Origin of the sequence: Streptomyces sp. ICBB 8177, from assembly GCF_003144095.1 — a bacterium.
Taxonomy (GTDB): Bacteria; Actinomycetota; Actinomycetes; order Streptomycetales; family Streptomycetaceae; genus Streptantibioticus_D.
The window spans coordinates 1,568,280-1,586,276 of sequence record NZ_NSKH01000018.1; the positions used below are offsets into that span (position 1 = coordinate 1,568,280).

The window sequence follows — 17,997 nt, forward strand, 5'->3', positions numbered from 1 at the left end:
TGCCTACTCCCAGCGGAACCAGCGCGCCGCCGCGCCCAGCCCCAGCACCGCCCAGACCGCCAGCACGCCCAGGTCGCCCCACGGCGTCCCGGCACCGTGCTGGAGCACCCCGCGCAGGCCGTCGGACAGGGCCGAGATGGGCAGCAGGTCCAGCACCTCGCGCGCGGCGTGCGGGAACTTGCTCAACGGCACGATCACCCCGCCGCCGACCAGCAGCAGCAGGAAGACCAGGTTGGCGGCGGCGAGCGTGGCCTCGGCCTTCAGTGTCCCCGCCATCAGCAGCCCCAGCCCGGAGAACGCGGCGGTGCCCGCGACCAGCAGCAGCACCACGGACGCCGGGTCGCCGTGCGGCGACCAGCCCAGGGCCAGCGCGATCACCGCGAGCAGCACGACCTGCAGGACCTCGGTCACCAGCACGGAGCAGGTCTTGGCGGTCATCAGCGCCCAGCGCGGCAGCGGGGAGGCGGCGAGCCGCTTGAGCACGCCGTAGCGGCGTTCGAAGCCGGTGGCGATGGCCTGCCCGGTGAACGCGGTCGACATCACCGCGAGCGCCAGCAGGCCCGGCGCGAGGAAGTCCACCCGCTTGCCGCCGCCCACGTCGACGATTCCGACGGCGCTGAAGAGCACCAGCAGCACGGTGGGGATGACGACGGTCAGCAGCAGCTGCTCGCCGTTGCGCAGCAGCATCCGCGTCTCCAGCGCGGCCTGCGCGCCGATCATGCGCGGCAGTGGCGCGGCGCCCGGCGCGGGCGTGAAGACGCCGGTGGTCGCTTCGGTCCCGGTCGCGCTCATCCGCGCAGCTCCTTGCCGGTCAGTTCCAGGAAGACGTCCTCCAGCGTGCGGCGTTCGACCGCGATGCGGTCGGGCATCACGCCGTGCTGGGCGCACCAGGAGGTGACGGTGGCCAGCATCTGCGGGTCCACCTTGCCCTCGATGCGGTAGCTGCCCGGGGTCGGTTCGAGCGCGGCGCTGTCCGCGGGCAGCGCGTTGAGCAGCGAGACCAGGTCGAGGCCCGGGCGGCCGGTGAAGCGCAGGGTGCCCTCGGCGCCGCCCCGGCACAGCTCGGTGGGCGCGCCGGAGGCGATCACGCGGCCGCGGTCGACGATCACCACGTGGTCGGCGAGGTGCTCGGCCTCGTCCATGAAGTGGGTGGTGAGCACGGCGGTGACGCCGTCGGCGCGCAGTTCGGAGACGAGGTCCCAGGTCGCGCGGCGGGCCTGCGGGTCCAGGCCGGCGGTCGGCTCGTCGAGGAAGACCAGTTCGGGCCTGCCGACGATGGCCATGGCGAGCGCGAGCCGCTGCTGCTGGCCGCCGGACAGCCGCCGGTACGGGGTGCGCCCGCAGGAGCCGAGGCCGAGGCGTTCGACGAGCATCGCGGGGTCGAGCGGGTCGCGGTGCAGCTTCGCGGTGTGCCGCAGCATCTCCTCCGCGCGGGCGCCCGGGTAGACGCCGCCGTTCTGGAGCATGACGCCGATGCGCGGGCGCAGCGCGCCGCCCTCGGTGAGCGGGTCCAGGCCGAGGACGCGCACCGTGCCGCCGTCCGGCCTGCGGTAGCCCTCGCAGGTCTCGACGACGGTGGTCTTGCCCGCTCCGTTGGGCCCCAGGACCGCGGTGACGCGGCCCCGGGCGACGCTGAGGTCGAGCCCGTCGACCGCCGTCTTCCCGCCGTACCGCTTGACCAGGCCGACGACCTCGACCGCGGGGGTGCTCTGCATGGGCCCGAGTCTAAGGAGCGCGTCCAGGGGCCCGGCAGGCGCCCCGGACTTCGGCCCGGTCCCGTGCCGCGCCGTACGCGCGTGCAGGGGGACGCCGTGTCCGGAGCGTCGATAAGGGTGACCTTACGTGACGGAAGCCACCGGAACGCGATCAAGGCGTCACTTGTCGCTTGCCGCGGAATTACGCAACAATGGTGTTGTGAAATACGCGGGCGAGGGATCGCGGGAGACGGCGGCTGAGGCGGCCGTCGCTTCGGGTCTGCCCGCGGAGACCCCCGGAGAGGGGCAGGCCGCCGAGGCGGAGGGGCACCGCGGCACCCGCAACCGGGTCGCCCGCTCCATCCTCGACCACGGCCCGTCCACCGCCGCCGACCTGGCGGAACGCCTGGAGCTGACCCCCGCAGCGGTGCGCAGGCACCTGGACGCGCTGGTCGCCGAGGGCATCGTGGAGCCGCGCGAGAAGCGGGTCTACGGATCCCGCTCCCGGGGCCGCCCCGCCAAGGCCTTCGCGCTCACCGACTGCGGCCGCGACGCCTTCTACCAGGCGTACGACCAGCTCGCCGAGGACGCGCTGCGCTGGATCGCGCAGGCCGCGGGCGGCGGCCGGATGGGTGACGCCGCGGTCGCCGCGTTCGCGCGGGCCCGGGTCGCCGCCCAGATGGAGAAGTACCGCCCGCGCATCGAGGCACTGCCGCCCGAGCAGCGCGCGAGGGCGCTCGCCGAGGCGTTGACCGAGGACGGGTACGCTGCTACCACGCGTGGCGCGCACGCCTCCTCCGCCGGGGAGCAGCTCTGCCAGCACCACTGCCCGGTGGCGCACACCGCCGAGCGGTTCCCGCAGCTGTGCGAGGCGGAGGCCGAGGTCTTCTCCCGCCTGCTCGGGACGCATGTACAGCGTCTGGCCACCATCGCCCACGGCGACGGCGTGTGCACGACGTTCGTACCGAGACCCACCAAGCAAGCCACCACAGAAACCGCCGCGAAGTCCGGGAGGAACCCCGCATGACTGCTCCCACGGAGACCACTCACCCGGAGCTCGAAGGCCTGGGCACCTACGAGTACGGCTGGGCCGACTCCGACGCGGCGGGCGCCTCCGCCAAGCGCGGCCTGTCGGAGGACGTCGTCCGCGACATCTCCGCCAAGAAGTCCGAGCCGGAGTGGATGCTGAACCTGCGCCTGAAGGGCCTGCGGCTCTTCGGCAAGAAGCCCATGCCGACCTGGGGCTCCGACCTGAGCGGCATCGACTTCGACAACATCAAGTACTTCGTGCGGTCCACCGAGAAGCAGGCGGAGTCCTGGGAGGACCTGCCGGAGGACATCAAGAACACCTACGACAAGCTGGGCATCCCGGAGGCGGAGAAGCAGCGCCTGGTCGCCGGTGTCGCCGCGCAGTATGAGTCGGAGGTCGTCTACCACCAGATCCGCGAGGACCTGGAGAAGCAGGGCGTCATCTTCCTGGACACCGACACGGCGCTCAAGGAGCACCCGGAGCTGTTCAAGGAGTACTTCGGCACCGTCATCCCGGCCGGCGACAACAAGTTCGCCTCGCTGAACACCGCGGTGTGGTCCGGCGGTTCGTTCATCTACGTGCCGAAGGGCGTGCACGTCGACATCCCGCTGCAGGCCTACTTCCGGATCAACACCGAGAACATGGGCCAGTTCGAGCGGACCCTGATCATCGTGGACGAGGACGCGTACGTCCACTACGTCGAGGGCTGCACGGCGCCGATCTACAAGTCCGACTCGCTGCACTCCGCGGTCGTCGAGATCATCGTCAAGAAGGGCGCCCGCTGCCGCTACACGACCATCCAGAACTGGTCGAACAACGTCTACAACCTGGTCACCAAGCGCGCCGTCGCCTACGAGGGCGCCACCATGGAGTGGGTCGACGGCAACATCGGCTCCAAGGTGACCATGAAGTACCCGGCCGTCTACCTGATGGGCGAGCACGCCAAGGGCGAGACGCTGTCCATCGCCTTCGCCGGCGAGGGCCAGCACCAGGACGCCGGCGCCAAGATGGTCCACATGGCGCCGAACACCTCCTCCAACATCGTCTCCAAGTCGGTGGCCCGGGGCGGCGGCCGCACCTCGTACCGCGGTCTGATCGAGATCGGCGAGGGCTCGCCCGGCTCCAAGTCCAACGTGCTGTGCGACGCGCTGCTGGTCGACACGATCTCCCGCTCCGACACCTACCCCTACGTGGATGTCCGCGAGGACGACGTGTCGATGGGCCACGAGGCGACCGTCTCCAAGGTCAGCGAGGACCAGCTCTTCTACCTGATGAGCCGCGGCATGACCGAGTTCGAGGCCATGGCGATGATCGTGCGCGGCTTCGTGGAGCCGATCGCCCGCGAGCTGCCGATGGAGTACGCGCTGGAGCTCAACCGGCTGATCGAGCTGCAGATGGAAGGCGCGGTCGGCTGACCCGCCGCCGCCCGCACCCTGGCGCGAGCGCGCACTCGCGACGACGACCTTCGACGAGCCCCTCAGAAAGAGAGCTGTACGACAGCCATGGCGACAAGCATTCCCGCCGGTAGCACCACCGACGGTGCCATCCAGGTAGGCCAGAGCGCGCAGCCCGCCGACGCGCGGGTGAGCGCGGCCGCGTCCTACGACGTGGCCGACTTCCCCGTGCCGCACGGGCGCGAGGAGGAGTGGCGGTTCACCCCGCTGGACCGGCTGCGCGGCCTGCACGACGGCACCGCCGAGGCCACCGGGGGCCTGCGGGTCGAGGTCGCGGCGCCCGAGGGCGTCACCGTCGAGACCGTGGATCGCGGCGACGCCCGCCTGGGCCGGGCCGGCAAGCCGGTCGACCGGGTCGCGGCGCAGGCGTACAGCGCCTTCGAGAAGGCCTCGGTCGTCACCGTTCCCAAGGACGCGGTGCTGAGCGAGCCGGTGCGCATCAGCGTGCACGGCGAGGGCGGCACGGTCTACGCCCACCAGCTGGTCGAGGTCGGCCAGTTCGCCGAGGCCGTCGTGGTCATCGACCACACCGGTGACGCGACGCTGGCGGCCAACGTGGAGTTCGTCGTCGGCGACGGCGCCAAGCTCACCGTGGTCTCCGTCCAGGACTGGGACGACACCGCGGTGCACGTCGCCCAGCACACCGCGCTGGTCGGCCGGGACGCCACCTTCAAGTCGGTGGTCGTCACCTTCGGCGGCGACCTGGTCCGGCTGCACCCGCGGGTCGTCTACGGCGGTACCGGCGGCGAGGCCGAACTGTACGGCCTGTACTTCACCGACAACGGCCAGCACCAGGAGCACCGGCTCTTCATCGACCACGACACCCCGCACTGCCGCAGCAACGTCGCCTACAAGGGCGCGTTGCAGGGCCAGGACGCGCACGCGGTGTGGATCGGCGACGTGCTGATCCGCGCGGTCGCCCAGGGCACCGACACCTACGAGCTCAACCGCAACCTGGTGCTCACCGACGGCGCCCGGGTCGACTCGGTGCCGAACCTGGAGATCGAGACCGGTGAGATCGTCGGCGCCGGACACGCCTCGGCGACCGGCCGGTTCGACGACGAGCAGCTGTTCTACCTGATGGCCCGCGGCATCCCGGCCGACGAGGCCCGCCGCCTGGTGGTGCGCGGCTTCTTCGCCGAACTCGTCCAGCAGATCGGCCTGGCCGACCTGGAGGAGCGTCTTCTCACCAAGATCGAGCAGGAGCTGGAGGCTTCCGTCGGATGAGCGCCCCCGGATTCGTCGCCGCCTGCACGCTGGGCGAGCTGGAGGACGACACCCCCAAGCGCGTGGAGATCGACGGCGTGCCCGTCTCGGTCGTGCGCACCGAGGGCGAGGTGTTCGCCATCAACGACACCTGCTCGCACGCCAACGTCTCGCTGTCCGAGGGCGAGGTGGAGGACTGCCAGATCGAGTGCTGGCTGCACGGCTCCAGCTTCGACCTGAGGACAGGAAAGCCGTCCGGGCTGCCCGCCACGCGGCCCGTCCCCGTATACCCCGTCAAGATCGAAGGAGAGGGCGCGGACGCGACTGTGCTCATCTCCGTGACCCAGGAGTCCTGAGGCACCCATGGCAACGCTTGAGATCCACGACCTGCACGTCTCCGTCGAGGCGGAGAACGGCCCCCGCGAGATCCTGCGCGGCGTCGACCTGACCGTGAAGCAGGGCGAGACCCACGCCATCATGGGCCCCAACGGCTCCGGCAAGTCCACCCTGGCCTACTCGCTGGCCGGCCACCCCAAGTACACCGTCACCGGCGGCACCGTCACCCTCGACGGTGAGGACGTGCTGGCCATGAGCGTGGACGAGCGCGCCCGCGCCGGCGTCTTCCTCGCCATGCAGTACCCGGTCGAGGTGCCCGGCGTCTCGGTCTCCAACTTCCTGCGCACCTCCGCCACCGCCGTGCGCGGCGAGGCACCCAAGCTGCGCACCTGGGTCAAGGAGGTCAAGGAGACGATGGAGGCGCTCCAGATGGACCCCTCCTTCGCCGAGCGCAACGTCAACGAGGGCTTCTCCGGCGGTGAGAAGAAGCGCCACGAGATCCTCCAGCTGGAGCTGCTCAAGCCGAAGATCGCGATCCTCGACGAGACCGACTCCGGTCTGGACGTCGACGCGCTGCGGATCGTCTCCGAGGGCGTCAACCGGGTTCGCGAGACCGGCACCGTCGGCACCCTGCTGATCACCCACTACACGCGCATCCTGCGCTACATCAAGCCCGACTACGTCCACGTCTTCGCCGCGGGCCGCATCGCCGAGTCCGGCGGCGCGGAGCTGGCGGACAAGCTGGAGAACGAGGGCTACGAGGCGTACACGAAGGGCGGCGCATCCGAGTGACTCTGACGCTGCCCGGTCTCCTCGACACCGAGGCGATCCGCAAGGACTTCCCCGTGCTGGACCGGCTGGTCCACGACGGGAAGAAGCTGGTGTACCTGGACAACGCGGCGACCTCGCAGAAGCCCCGCCAGGTGCTGGACGCCCTCACCGAGTACTACGAGAGCTACAACGCCAACGTCCACCGCGGCGTGCACGTACTCGCCGAGGAGGCCACGGCAGCGTACGAGGGCGCCCGGGACAAGGTCGCGGCGTTCGTCAACGCGCCCAGCCGCGACGAGGTGATCTTCACCAAGAACGCCTCGGAGTCCCTCAACCTCGTCGCCAACATGCTGGGCTGGGCCGACGAGCCCTACCGGGTGGACAGCGACACCGAGATCGTCATCACGGAGATGGAGCACCACTCCAACATCGTGCCGTGGCAGCTGCTGGCGCAGCGCACCGGCGCGAAGCTGAAGTGGTTCGGCCTGACCGACGACGGACGGCTCGACCTGTCCGCCATCGACCAGGTCATCACCGAGAAGACCAAGGTCGTCTCGTTCGTGCTGGTCTCCAACATCCTCGGCACCGTCAACCCGGTCGAGGCGATCGTGCGCCGGGCGCAGGAGGTCGGCGCGCTGGTCGTGGTCGACGCCTCGCAGGCCGCGCCGCACATGCCGCTGGACGTGCAGGCGCTCCAGGCCGACTTCGTGGCCTTCACCGGCCACAAGATGTGCGGCCCGACCGGCATCGGCGTGCTGTGGGGCCGCCAGGAGCTGCTGGAGGACCTGCCGCCGTTCCTGGGCGGCGGCGAAATGATCGAGACCGTCTCGATGCACTCGTCCACCTACGCCCCGGCTCCGCACAAGTTCGAGGCCGGCACCCCGCCGATCGCCCAGGCGATCGGGCTCGGCGTGGCCGTGGACTACCTGACGTCGATCGGCCTGGACCGGATCGCCGAGCACGAGCACGCGCTGACCCGGTACGCGGTCGAGCGGCTGCGCGAGGTGCCCGACCTGCGCATCATCGGCCCCACCACGGCCGAGGACCGCGGCGCGGCGATCTCGTTCACCCTCGGCGACATCCACCCGCACGACGTGGGCCAGGTGCTGGACGAGCAGGGCATCGCGGTGCGCGTCGGCCACCACTGCGCGCGGCCGGTCTGCCTGCGGTACGGAATTCCGGCGACCACGCGGGCGTCCTTCTATCTGTACTCCACGCCGGCCGAGGTGGACGCCTTGGTCGACGGACTGGAGCACGTCCGGAACTTCTTCGGATAGGGGCCGCACCTGTGAAGCTGGATTCGATGTACCAGGACGTCATCCTGGACCACTACAAGCACCCGCACGGCCGGGGCTTGCGGGACGGGGACGCCGAGGTGCACCACGTCAACCCGACGTGTGGCGACGAGATCACCCTTCGGGTGAGGATCTCCGGCGACGTCGTCGAGGACGTCTCGTACGAGGGCCAGGGCTGCTCCATCAGCCAGGCCAGCGCGTCGGTGCTCAACGATCTGCTGGTCGGCAAGGAACTCGCCGACGCCCGGCGGATCCAGGAGCAGTTCCTCGAACTGATGCAGTCCAAGGGCCAGATCGAGCCCGACGACGCGATGGAGGAGGTGCTGGAGGACGCGGTCGCGTTCGCCGGCGTCTCGAAGTACCCGGCGCGTGTGAAGTGCGCGCTGCTGAGCTGGATGGCGTGGAAGGACGCGACCGCGCAGGCGCTGTCCGCCAAGGAGGCACGGGAGTCGGCATGAGCGAGAACGTCACCACCACCACGCCCGCCTCCGAGGAGGAGATCCGCGAGGCGCTGTACGACGTGGTCGACCCCGAACTGGGCATCGACGTCGTCAACCTCGGGCTGATCTACGGCATCCACGTCGACGACTCCAACGTCGCGACCCTCGACATGACGCTGACCTCGGCTGCCTGCCCGCTGACCGACGTCATCGAGGACCAGGCGAAGTCGGCGACGGAGGGCATCGTCAACGACCTGAAGATCAACTGGGTCTGGATGCCGCCGTGGGGCCCCGACAAGATCACGGACGAGGGCCGGGAACAGCTACGCGCCCTGGGCTTCAACGTCTGACGGCGCGGTTGCCTCAGGGCCGGCCACGAACTCCTTCAGGGGCGCGGGGAACTGCGCGACCAACTTCCACCGGCCGGTGGTCCGGGAACGACCGCGGGACCCCCGACCGGTGGCCGACCGCGGCTCTCGCCGTGGCTGGTCGCGCACTTCCCCACGCCCCTTCGGGTTGGTCCCCGCTGAGCGGCTGAATTCCCGGGAACCGGGTCTCCACGAATGTGGGGGAGGTGTGTACGGCCGTACGCATCGCTATGTACGCTCGTACACATGCCATACGTGACGCTGGCGGGCGCGATCCTCTCCGAGGTGCTGGCGACCACGGCTCTGAAGTACACCGACGGGTTCTCGCGGTTGTGGCCGTCGACGGCGACCGTCGCCGGATACGTGCTGTCCTTCTACCTGTTGTCGGTCACCCTGCGCAGCATGGAGATCGGCACCGTCTACGCCATCTGGTCCGCGGTCGGCACCGCCGTGATCGCCGGGATCGGGATGGCCTTCCTCGGCGAGAGCGTCAGCGCCGCCAAACTCCTCGGCGTGGCCCTGGTGATCGCCGGGGTCGTCGTGCTCAACCTGGGCGGTGCGTCGCACGGATGACCCGCCGCCACGACCCGGACCGCGCGCAGCGGATCGTCGACGCCGCGCTGCGGGTCGTGGGGCGCGACGGCATCGCCGGGCTCAGCCACCGGGCCGTCGCCGCCGAGGCCGACGTGCCGCTGGGCTCCACCACGTACCACTTCGCCACGCTGGACGACCTGCTGGTGGCGGCGCTGCGGCAGTTGGACGAGCGGTTCATCGAGGATCTGCGGGCGCACCCGGGGCTGGCCGACCCGGACGCCGACCTCGCCACCGAAGTCGCCCGGCTGACGGGGGAGTTCCTGCGCGGCGAGCACTCCCGCGCGGTGCTGGAGTACGAGGTCTACCTGACCGCGCTGCGCCGCGAGGCGGTCCGCCCGGTGGCCGCCGAGTTCGTGGACGCCGCGGTGGAGGTGCTGGCCGTGCGGGTCGACCGGGAGACCGCCCGTGCCCTGGTCGCCCTGATCGACGGGCTGGCGCTCCAGACCCTGCTCACAGGCCGTCCGTACGACGAGGACGAGGCACGGGCGGTCTTCGCCCGGGTCATCGGGCCGCGCTGAGCGACTCGCCCCGACCTGCGGTGGAAGGCGGATTCCGGGATGCGGGCCGGTTGGGCATCGGGCACGGCCAGCGACTAGCGTTCGGTGCATGACTGACACGACCACCCTGCGCGCCCTCGGCGCCGCCGCCACCGGCCTCGCCACCGTCGCCGGCGACGGCACCGTCCTCGACACCTGGTTCCCGGCGCCCGAACTGGTCGAGCAGCCGGGCCCGGCCGGCACCGAGCGGCTCACCGCCGAGCGCGCCGCCGAACTGCTGGGCGAGGCCGCGCCCCAGGCCCTCGGTCCCGACCCGCGGCGCGGCGTCGAGGTCGTCGCGGTCCGCACGGTCATCGGGTCGCTGGACGACAAGCCGCTCGACACGCACGACATCTACCTGCGGCTGCACCTGCTCAGCCACCGCCTGGTGCGGCCCAACGGGCAGAACCTGGACGGCATCTTCGGCCTGCTGGCCAACGTGGCGTGGACCTCGCTCGGCCCGGTGCCGGTGGACGGCGTGGAGCGGGCGCGACTGGCCGCCCGCGCCGAGGGCCTGCACCTCGCCGTGTACGGGGTGGACAAGTTCCCGCGCATGACCGACTACGTGGTCCCGGCCGGCGTGCGCATCGCCGACGCCGACCGCGTCCGGCTCGGCGCCCACCTGGCCGCCGGGACGACCGTGATGCACGAGGGCTTCTGCAACTACAACGCGGGCACCCTGGGCACCTCGATGGTCGAGGGGCGCATCAGCCAGGGCGTCGTCGTCGGCGACGGGTCCGACATCGGCGGCGGCGCGTCGATCATGGGCACGCTCTCCGGCGGCGGCAAGGAGATCGTCTCCATCGGGCAGCGCTGCCTGCTCGGCGCCGAGGCGGGCATCGGCATCTCGCTGGGCGACGACTGCGTGGTCGAGGCCGGCCTCTACGTCACTGCGGGCACCCGGGTCACGCTGCCGGACGGCCAGGTCACCAAGGCCAAGGACCTGTCCGGCGCCGACAACCTCCTCTTCCGCCGCAACTCCGTCACCGGCACGGTCGAGGTCCTCCAGCGCACCGGCTCCTGGGGCGGCCTGAACGCGGTGCTGCACAGCCACAACTAGCCCGCCCGCCGCGTACGGTCCGGCGCGGGGACCGCGGGCCTCCGCCCCGCCTCCGTTGCGGACCGTACGCGGCCGGCCTCCGCTCAACTCGCCGCGGTCCCGCGCCCGTCGGCCTCCCGCGCCTGCCGTTCCGCCGCGATCAGCGCGAAGGACGTGCCGCCGTCCAGGCTCTCGCGCAGGATGTCCGCGTGGCCCGCGTGGCGCCCGGTCTCCTGGATCAGGTGCGCGAGTATCCAGCGGGCCGAGCGCTTGGCGCCCGGCGGGAACCACGGCAGGTCCGGCAGCGCCACGGCCACCTCCAGGTCGGGCAGCGCCCGCACCAGCTCCTCGGTCTCCTGACCGGCCGCGCGGTAGGCGGAGACCAGGTCGGCGAGCGTCTCGTCGCCGACCATCCGGAACGAGTCGTGCCAGTTGCTCTCGTCCCTCGCCACCAGGTCCTGCGGCCGCCCGCTCAGGATGCCGACGATCCATTGCCGTTCCACCTCGGTGCAGTGCTTGATCAGCCCGGCGACCGACAGCTCGCTCTTCGTGGGGCGCGCCGCCGCCTGCTCGTCGGTGAGCCCGAAGGCGGCCCTGATCACCGCGTCACGCTGCTCCGCCACGAACATCAGCAGCGTCTCCCGCTCGTCGTTGCCCTCGCCCACGAAGGTGACCATGGCTTCCTCGCTTCCCCGCGCGGGTGCCCCGCGCCGTGTCGTTCACATCCGTTCCGGCTTCCGTCCTTGCGGACAACGACAACGCTAGGGGCCCTTGAGGACGACTTCGGTCCTCAAGGGCCCCGGCTGTTCGCGCCGGAGGCCGCTACGGCCTGACGCGGACCACCTGCGGGTCGTGGTCACTGGTCTGGTCGGCGAACTCGGCGTTGATGTGCACCACGTCGTAGTCCGGGTTCCTCAGGGCGGGGCTGGTCAGGGTGTGGTCCAGCACCTCGGAGTTGCCCTCGTAGTCGTAGGTGTAGCGCTCCTTGACCGGCAGCGTGGTGATCAGGTCCTTCAGCACGCCGCCGGAGGTCAGTGCCTTCAGGGCCGGGGAGAACTGGAAGTCGTTGAGGTCGCCCAGCGCGACCACGTCGGCGTGCCTGTCCACCGCGAGCAGCGACTTGACGAACGCGTTCTCGTCCTGCGCCTGCTGGATGCGCTGCACCTCGCTGGAGCGGGTCGGCGGCTGGAAGCGGCTGTCGAGCCCCTGGTCGCCCAGCTTGGCCACGAAGTGGTTGGCGATCACGAAGACCGTCCTGCCGCGGAAGGTGAACTGCCCGACCAGCGGCTTGCGGCTGGCGTCCCAGGCGGAGTTCGACGGGTCGATGCGGCCCGGTGAGGCGGTCAGCCGCGCCTTGCCGTTCACCTTGGTGACGCCGACCGCGGAGGTCGAGGAGCCGCCGGGGATGTCGTCGAAGCTCACGCGGGCCGGGTTGAACAGGAAGACCTGGCGGATGTTGCCGCCGGGCTCGCCGCCGTCCTGGTCGTTGACCGGGTCGATGGAACGCCAGTCGTAGGACGGGCCGCCGGCCGCCTTGATCGCGGCGATGAACTTGCCGACCGTCTGGTCGCAGTCCACCACGCCGTCGTCGGTGGCGCCGTCGTTGTCCTGGATCTCCTCCAGGGCGACGATGTCGGGGGAGGACAGGTTGTGCACGATCCCGTGGGCCAGTGCGGTGAACTTGCTGTCGGGGTCGCTGGGCGCCAGGTTCTCCACGTTGTAGGTGGCGAGCGCGAGTTGGTCCGCCTTCTGCTTGCGGGTGACCTCGGGCTGGATGCCGCCGGACTTCAGCGCGCCGATCGCGTTAGCGACGACGGTGTAGCCGCCGTACTGGTTGTAGTCCAGCGGACCCGAGGTCGCCCCGGTCAGCTCGTCGCCGACGCTCGCCTGCGGGAAGGCGGCCTGCGAGGCCGGGATGAGCGACTGCACCTGGATGCGGCCGGAGTTGGGGTCGTTGTAGTTCTCGTAGATCGTGCCGCCGCGCCTCGTCGGGTTCTGGTCCGGCTTCGCGGTCACCCACAGCTCGCTGTAGGCGTCGGTCGGGCCGACCACGCGGGCGTTGTCGATCTCGACGTTCATGCCCTCCAGCGACTCGTACAGGTCGAGCGCGTACTTCTTCGGCTGGAGGGTGAGCGGCTCGATGTCGCCACCGGCCGCCTGCGGCGCGTACGCGCTGGGGATGTCGCGGGGGCGCAGCACGACGGGGGCGGGCACCGCGTTGCCGGAGGAGACCACGGTGACGGTCGGCTTGGTCAGCTCGGTGACCGACTGCACGCCGGTGCCCGCGCCGCCCGGGTAGTACTCGGAGACCGTGGCGTCCACCGTGACGCTGTCGCCCACCTTCACCTTCGGCGTGGAGGAGGTGAAGACGAAGATCCCCTCGCTGGTGGCAGGGTTGTCGTCCGGGTTCGGGTCCTGGAACCAGAAGCCCTTGGAGGAGCCGTAGGTCCGTACGCCGGTGACGATGCCCGGCACGCCGCTCACGGCCTGGCCGGCCAGCGGCGACACGCGGGTCGAGCCCTGGATGTCGTGGATGCGGATCTGCGCGGCCGACGCCTGCTGCGGCGCGACGAGCAGGCCCGCGGCCAGCGCGGCGGCGCCGAGGGTTCCGACGGTGGCCGGTCTGCGCACGAAACGCTTGCGGCGAGGGGTCACTTGGGGTCCTCCGAGGACGGTGAGGGTCGTTCTTCCTGTGGGTGACGCGGCTTGCGGGTGACGCGGTTTGCGGTGACGCGGGCTTGCGTGGCGTGGGCCTGCGGGTGGCGTGGCCGGCCCGTGCCGGTCAGGCGTGGGCGGCGCGCCGGGCGCCGCTCGGTGGTGCGTGGTCGTACGCGGTGGTGCTTGTGCTGCCCGGGAACCGGACGTGCGGGAGCCTGGGCCACTGTCGCGGGCGGCCGGTCGCCGGACCGGAAAAGTTGTCGCGGACACGATCTCTACGCGCGTAAATCTGCTGCCGCGGCGCGGGAGTTGTCAAGGGAACAGCCCGTAACTCCGGTTGACGCGAAGGTGAACCGGGCGGGTCCGCCCGTTATGCGTCTACGCTGGGTGGGCGTGCCCTCGCGCGCCGGACGCGACTCGTACGAGGAGAACAACCCATGGCCGCTGACAGCCGCGACATGCCCCCGGTTCGGCTGCTGCCGGACGCCGAACTCGCGCGGCTCGCGCTCGCCGCGCCGCTGCTCGACCACGCCGCGCGGCTGGCCCGCTGGACCGCGCCGAAGGTGGGGGTCAACGCCACCGCCGAGCTGGTCGAGGACGAACTCGCCCGTGCGACGGCCGCGTTGGGCTTCGGCGACGACCCGGAAGGCGCCGCGCGCACCGCCGAGGCATGGGCGTTCGCGGTGGACACCGGACTGGTCGAGGTCGAACTCGACGAGGACACGACGCGCGCGGAGGACCTGGACGCGCCCGCGGGCACCGCGTCACCCGGCAAGGCACTGGGCCTGCTGGACGGCGGCGACCCCCGCGAGGTCATCGAGGTCTGGCGCACCGGACTGGAGTCGGTGCTCACCGAAACCGCCTCCGCGGGCCTCGCCGATCTCTTCGGTGATGCGGATGACCAGGACGCCACCGGTGCCGCGATCGACGGCGCGGACGAGGACGGGTGGGACGGGGACGGCCCGGCGTGGGACCCGCGCGAGGAGGCCGCGTTCCTGGAGGGAGCGCTCGGCAACCTCTATCTGCTGACGGCGCTGGAGGAGGCAGGCCCGGCGCAGGGCGCGTCGGCCGAGGACGGCGGGGAGGGGGTCAAGCCCGTGCCGCTGCCGGTGCTGGCCGCCTCGATGGTCGTCCCCGACGACATGGACGTGCCGACCGACGCCGTGCTGGAGGAGGTGTCGGAGGCGATGATGCGGCTGGACGACCACTTCCGGCTGCTCGCGCCGACCGGCCTGGTCGACTACCAGCCGGTCGACGACGCGTTGATCGCCGAGGAGGCCGCCGCCGAGGTGCCGGGCGAGTCGCCGGAGGCCCCCGCAGACCTCGCCACCGAACTGGCCGCCGACGAGGTCTCGCGGTACGGCATGGTGCGGCTGACCCCGCTGGGCGTGCTCGGGGTGCGCGAGCGGCTGCTGGAGCACGGGGTCCCCGCGCCCGTCGTCGGCGACCTGGCCGGCGCGAGCGCCGACCGGCTGCTGGACGCCCTGGTCTCCTACCCGCAGGCGGCTGCGTACGAGGAGGGCGGCCGGTGGCTGGAGCGCCGGTCCCCGGTGGACGCCGCCCGCGAGCTGCTGGCCGCCGCGCGTGGTGACGGCCCGGACGCCCCGGCGCGCCGTCTCACCTGCCAGCAGACGCTGGGCAGGCTGGGCCCCGAGGCGGAACCGGCGCTGCGTGAGGTGCTGGACGACCGCGAGCTGGGTGGGCTGGCCCGGGTCTGGCTCGTCGAGCGCGGGGCGACCGACGTGCCCGCGCCGGACGAGGCGATGGTCTTCTGGCTGACCGTCGACACCCTCGCCGCGCAGCTCGCCATGGACGACGACCCGGAACTGCTGGGGGAGTTGGTCCGCGACCTGGTCGCCCGGCACGACGGCTTCTTCGACGCGGTCTGGCGGGTCGACCACCCGGCCACCGCCGAGGTGCTGGACGCGATGGGCCGGCTGCACCCGGACAAGCGGACCGCGAAGGAGGCCCGCAAGGCGGCCTTCAAGGCGCGGTCGAAGGCACCGCGCGGCTGAGCCCGGAGGGCGACCCGGGCCGGGAGCGCGTCTCCCGGCCCGCGTCGCCACCTCGCGCCGTCAGAGCGTGGCCGCTCCGTGGTCCACCATGCCGCGTACCGTGCGGGCCTTCACGTACTGGCCTATCGCGGTCATCTCCCACTCCCCGGTGGGCTGCCGGACCAGCTTGCACATCACGACACCGGTCTGCGCCTCGGAGTTGGTCAGGTCGAACCGCACCAGCTCCTCGCCGCTCGCGTCGTCGAGCAACCGGCAGTACGCCTTGGCGACCTGCGTGAACTTCTGCCCGGAGAAGGAGTTGACGGTGAAGACCAGGGAGGTGACGTCGGCGGGCACCCGGCCGAGGTCGACCGTGATCGACTCGTCGTCCCCCGAACCGCGCCCGGTGAGGTTGTCGCCCGCGTGCCGGACCGCGTCGCCCAGGATCCTCAGCCGCCCGAAGTAGCAGGAGTCGCGGTGGTCGCGGCGCGGGCCGTACGCAATGACCGACGCGTCCAGGTCGATGCTCCGCCCGCGCCGGGCGGGCTCCCAGCCCAGACCCATCCGCACCGTGGACAGCAGCGGGCGCCCGCCCTTGACCAGCGAGACGCTCTGGTTCTTCGACAGGCTGACGCGGCCCTTGTCCAGGTTGATCCGTCCGGCGGCCGGAGACGCGGCCGTCGGAGGCGGGAAGGACGCGGCGGGCGGCCCGGCGGGTGCGGGGGCCGGGGCACCGCCGGCCCACGGCGGCGGGAAACCGGCCGGAACGGCTCCGGCGGGCGGCGGCGGAGGCGGGGACGGCGGAGCCGAGGGCGTGAAGGGCGCGGGCGCAGGCGGCGGCGCGGTGGAGGTGAACGGCGCGGGCGGCGCGGCGGGGAACGCGGGTGCGGCGGGCGCCGGGAAGGGCGGGGGAGGCGGCGCGGCCGCCGCGGGCTCGGTCACCGCGGACCCGGCCCCCGAAGACCCGGCCGCCGCCGCGGGCGTACCCACCGCGGGCGTGCTCGCCGGCGCCGTCGGCGCCGCGGGCGTTCCGGCCTGCGTCGTCGGCTCCTCCACCGTGACGCCGAAGTCCGTGGCGATGCCCGCGAGCCCGTTCGCGTAGCCCTGCCCGACCGCGCGCGCCTTCCAGGCACCGCCGCGCCGGTAGATCTCGACGACCACCAGCGCGGTCTCGCTGCCCAGCGCGGGCGGGGTGAACGTCGCCAGCACGGCGCCGCCGTCGGCGTCCCGTATCGTCGCGGTCGGCTCCGCGCCCGCGAAGCCGCGTCCCGCCTCGTCGGGGCTGGCGGTCACCACGACCTTCTCGACGCCGTCCGGCACGGCGCCGGTGTCCACCTCGATCGCGCCCGCGCGGTGCGTGACGCCGGGGGCGGACGGCTGGTTGTAGAAGACGAAGTCGTCGTCCGAGCGGACCTTGCCGTCCGCGGTCAGCAGCAGACCGGAGACGTCCAGCGCGACGGGCGCGGTCACCTCGACGGTCACGCGGGCCGCGGGGAGGGGGATGTTGGAGCCGGGCGTCATAGCGGTCATGCCCTGGGAACGCCCGGCCGTCGCGCGCGGTTCCAGCCGTCAGCGCGCGATTGGCTCGATCACCCGTTCGTCACCGCGGCCAGATCGGCGGGTTGACGCAGAACGGGCCGCCCAGGTGGGTGTGTTCGGGGTCGTCCCGCGACAACTCGCCCTGCTCCGCGACGAGCCGGGCAGCGTACGGCTCGGAGTCGTCGCGCGGCGCGTAGCCGAGCGCCCGCGCGGAGGACAGGTCCCACCACGCCCGGGTGTTGGCGGAGCTGCCGTACACCACGGTGTGGCCGACGTCCGGAGCGGTGAGCGCCGCGTCGAACAGGCGCGCCGCGTCGCCGGGGCTCAGCCAGAGCGACAGCATCCGCACGGTGGTCGGCTCGGGGTAGCAGGAGCCGACGCGCACCGAGACGGTCTCGACGCCGTGCTTGTGCCAGTAGAGGTCCGCCAGGTCCTCGCCGAAGCACTTCGACAGGCCGTAGAAGGTGTCGGGGCGGTGCGGGGTGTCCGCCGGGACCAGCGGCTCGCCCGCCTCCGGGCGCCGGGTGAAGCCCACGGCGTGGTTGCTGGAGGCGAACACGATCCGGCGCACGCCCTCCTCACGGGCGGCCTCGTACAGGTGGTAGGTGCCCTCGACGTTGGCGCGCAGGATCTTCTCGAACGTCGACTCCAGCGAGATCCCGGCCAGATGGAGGACACCGTCCACCCCGCGCACGGCCTCGCGCAGCGCCGCGCCGCACTCCGGGTCGCCCAGGTCGAGGGTGACGGCGTCCGGCTCGCCGGGCACCGGCACCACGTCGAGCAGCCGCAGGTCCCAGCCGTAGCGGGGCAGCAGCTCCCGCATCATGCCGCCCACCGAGCCCGCGGCGCCGGTGAGCAGGAGCGTGCGGCGGGCGGCGGTCATGGGCTCTCCTCCGGTCGGTCGTGCGAGTCAGCGACACGGACATGGTTCACACATACGGACGCCCAGCGTAGGAAGCGCTCACATCGCGGTCAAGGTTCACCCCTTGACCGGCGTCGTGATGGCGGCCTAGCGTTGACCGTGTTCATGAATATGGACAAGA

At 71.9% G+C, this 17,997-nt stretch carries 18 protein-coding genes; 12 read left to right on the forward strand and 6 right to left on the reverse strand.

The features are described from left to right. Positions 1-3: 3 nt before the first annotated feature. Positions 4-792, reverse strand: a complete 789-nt coding sequence (locus CK485_RS15510; protein WP_109450958.1) for an ABC transporter permease — start codon at positions 790-792, stop codon at positions 4-6. Continuing rightward, complete coding sequence (locus CK485_RS15515) at positions 789-1,715, reverse strand: ABC transporter ATP-binding protein (RefSeq protein ID WP_109450961.1); 927 nt, start codon at positions 1,713-1,715, stop codon at positions 789-791. The genes CK485_RS15510 and CK485_RS15515 overlap by 4 nt, the downstream gene beginning before the upstream one ends. Before the next feature lie 199 nt (positions 1,716-1,914). Between CK485_RS15515 and CK485_RS15520 the strand changes: the two genes are divergently transcribed. The 11 genes from CK485_RS15520 (at position 1,915) to dapD (ending at position 10,784) form a co-directional block, all read left to right on the forward strand. Further along, positions 1,915-2,721 (forward strand): ArsR family transcriptional regulator, encoded by an 807-nt coding sequence (locus tag CK485_RS15520; RefSeq protein ID WP_109450963.1) that lies wholly within the window; start codon positions 1,915-1,917, stop codon positions 2,719-2,721. Next, positions 2,718-4,139 carry a Fe-S cluster assembly protein SufB gene (gene sufB / locus CK485_RS15525; RefSeq protein ID WP_109450965.1) on the forward strand — a complete coding sequence of 474 codons (1,422 nt, stop codon included), beginning with the start codon at positions 2,718-2,720 and terminating at the stop codon, positions 4,137-4,139. The genes CK485_RS15520 and sufB overlap by 4 nt, the downstream gene beginning before the upstream one ends. Before the next feature lie 87 nt (positions 4,140-4,226). Beyond that, positions 4,227-5,405 (forward strand): Fe-S cluster assembly protein SufD, encoded by a 1,179-nt coding sequence (gene sufD / locus CK485_RS15530; RefSeq protein WP_109450968.1) that lies wholly within the window; start codon positions 4,227-4,229, stop codon positions 5,403-5,405. Continuing rightward, complete coding sequence (locus tag CK485_RS15535) at positions 5,402-5,740, forward strand: non-heme iron oxygenase ferredoxin subunit (protein ID WP_109450972.1); 339 nt, start codon at positions 5,402-5,404, stop codon at positions 5,738-5,740. The genes sufD and CK485_RS15535 overlap by 4 nt, the downstream gene beginning before the upstream one ends. Positions 5,741-5,747: 7 nt before the next feature. Next, positions 5,748-6,512: a Fe-S cluster assembly ATPase SufC gene (gene sufC / locus CK485_RS15540; RefSeq protein ID WP_109450975.1), complete on the forward strand. Its 765-nt coding sequence runs from the start codon at positions 5,748-5,750 to the stop codon at positions 6,510-6,512. Further along, entirely contained in the window at positions 6,509-7,768 is a 1,260-nt protein-coding gene (locus CK485_RS15545) for a cysteine desulfurase (RefSeq protein ID WP_199239360.1), read from the forward strand. The genes sufC and CK485_RS15545 overlap by 4 nt, the downstream gene beginning before the upstream one ends. Before the next feature lie 11 nt (positions 7,769-7,779). Continuing rightward, on the forward strand, positions 7,780-8,244 hold the full coding sequence (sufU, locus tag CK485_RS15550; protein ID WP_109450978.1) for a Fe-S cluster assembly sulfur transfer protein SufU: 465 nt from the start codon (positions 7,780-7,782) through the stop codon (positions 8,242-8,244). Beyond that, on the forward strand, positions 8,241-8,576 hold the full coding sequence (locus CK485_RS15555; protein WP_109450981.1) for a metal-sulfur cluster assembly factor: 336 nt from the start codon (positions 8,241-8,243) through the stop codon (positions 8,574-8,576). Before sufU ends, CK485_RS15555 begins: the two co-directional genes overlap by 4 nt. Before the next feature lie 264 nt (positions 8,577-8,840). After that, positions 8,841-9,167: a multidrug efflux SMR transporter gene (locus tag CK485_RS15560; protein WP_109450983.1), complete on the forward strand. Its 327-nt coding sequence runs from the start codon at positions 8,841-8,843 to the stop codon at positions 9,165-9,167. Further along, positions 9,164-9,706 carry a TetR family transcriptional regulator gene (locus CK485_RS15565; RefSeq protein WP_109450987.1) on the forward strand — a complete coding sequence of 181 codons (543 nt, stop codon included), beginning with the start codon at positions 9,164-9,166 and terminating at the stop codon, positions 9,704-9,706. The genes CK485_RS15560 and CK485_RS15565 overlap by 4 nt, the downstream gene beginning before the upstream one ends. Positions 9,707-9,794: 88 nt before the next feature. Next, on the forward strand, positions 9,795-10,784 hold the full coding sequence (dapD, locus tag CK485_RS15570) for a 2,3,4,5-tetrahydropyridine-2,6-dicarboxylate N-succinyltransferase (protein ID WP_109450991.1): 990 nt from the start codon (positions 9,795-9,797) through the stop codon (positions 10,782-10,784). Positions 10,785-10,867: 83 nt separating this feature from the next. On the opposite strand, the gene CK485_RS15575 is transcribed toward dapD, so the two are convergent. After that, positions 10,868-11,440 (reverse strand): DinB family protein, encoded by a 573-nt coding sequence (locus CK485_RS15575; RefSeq protein ID WP_109450994.1) that lies wholly within the window; start codon positions 11,438-11,440, stop codon positions 10,868-10,870. Between the two features lie 145 nt (positions 11,441-11,585). Beyond that, the gene (locus CK485_RS15580) at positions 11,586-13,352 is read right to left on the reverse strand and encodes an endonuclease/exonuclease/phosphatase family protein (protein ID WP_241968465.1); all 1,767 of its coding nucleotides are present in this window, start codon (positions 13,350-13,352) and stop codon (positions 11,586-11,588) included. A 506-nt stretch (positions 13,353-13,858) separates the two neighbouring features. On the opposite strand from CK485_RS15580, the gene CK485_RS15585 reads away from it, so the two are divergent. Then, on the forward strand, positions 13,859-15,436 hold the full coding sequence (locus tag CK485_RS15585) for a hypothetical protein (RefSeq protein WP_109450999.1): 1,578 nt from the start codon (positions 13,859-13,861) through the stop codon (positions 15,434-15,436). A 60-nt stretch (positions 15,437-15,496) separates the two neighbouring features. Here CK485_RS15585 and CK485_RS15590 read toward each other — a convergent pair whose 3' ends face one another. Then, positions 15,497-16,936: a TerD family protein gene (locus CK485_RS15590; protein ID WP_109451001.1), complete on the reverse strand. Its 1,440-nt coding sequence runs from the start codon at positions 16,934-16,936 to the stop codon at positions 15,497-15,499. Between the two features lie 79 nt (positions 16,937-17,015). Continuing rightward, a complete protein-coding gene (locus tag CK485_RS15595) occupies positions 17,016-17,837 on the reverse strand; it encodes an NAD(P)-dependent oxidoreductase (RefSeq protein ID WP_109451004.1) in 822 nt (273 codons plus the stop codon). Between the last annotated feature and the right edge of the window lie 160 nt (positions 17,838-17,997).

Excerpts from the sequence above, each read along its gene's own strand:
- sufB (WP_109450965.1), top strand. The coding sequence starts at position 2,718 with ATGACTGCTCCCACGGAGACCACTCACCCGGAGCTCGAAGGCCTGGGC.
- CK485_RS15510 (WP_109450958.1), bottom strand. The coding sequence starts at position 792 with ATGAGCGCGACCGGGACCGAAGCGACCACCGGCGTCTTCACGCCCGCG.
- sufC (WP_109450975.1), top strand. The coding sequence starts at position 5,748 with ATGGCAACGCTTGAGATCCACGACCTGCACGTCTCCGTCGAGGCGGAG.
- CK485_RS15575 (WP_109450994.1), bottom strand. The coding sequence starts at position 11,440 with ATGGTCACCTTCGTGGGCGAGGGCAACGACGAGCGGGAGACGCTGCTG.
- dapD (WP_109450991.1), top strand. The coding sequence starts at position 9,795 with ATGACTGACACGACCACCCTGCGCGCCCTCGGCGCCGCCGCCACCGGC.
- CK485_RS15585 (WP_109450999.1), top strand. The coding sequence starts at position 13,859 with ATGGCCGCTGACAGCCGCGACATGCCCCCGGTTCGGCTGCTGCCGGAC.
- CK485_RS15535 (WP_109450972.1), top strand. The coding sequence starts at position 5,402 with ATGAGCGCCCCCGGATTCGTCGCCGCCTGCACGCTGGGCGAGCTGGAG.
- CK485_RS15560 (WP_109450983.1), top strand. The coding sequence starts at position 8,841 with ATGCCATACGTGACGCTGGCGGGCGCGATCCTCTCCGAGGTGCTGGCG.
- CK485_RS15595 (WP_109451004.1), bottom strand. The coding sequence starts at position 17,837 with ATGACCGCCGCCCGCCGCACGCTCCTGCTCACCGGCGCCGCGGGCTCG.
- CK485_RS15515 (WP_109450961.1), bottom strand. The coding sequence starts at position 1,715 with ATGCAGAGCACCCCCGCGGTCGAGGTCGTCGGCCTGGTCAAGCGGTAC.
- CK485_RS15555 (WP_109450981.1), top strand. The coding sequence starts at position 8,241 with ATGAGCGAGAACGTCACCACCACCACGCCCGCCTCCGAGGAGGAGATC.
- CK485_RS15590 (WP_109451001.1), bottom strand. The coding sequence starts at position 16,936 with ATGACGCCCGGCTCCAACATCCCCCTCCCCGCGGCCCGCGTGACCGTC.
- CK485_RS15565 (WP_109450987.1), top strand. The coding sequence starts at position 9,164 with ATGACCCGCCGCCACGACCCGGACCGCGCGCAGCGGATCGTCGACGCC.
- sufD (WP_109450968.1), top strand. The coding sequence starts at position 4,227 with ATGGCGACAAGCATTCCCGCCGGTAGCACCACCGACGGTGCCATCCAG.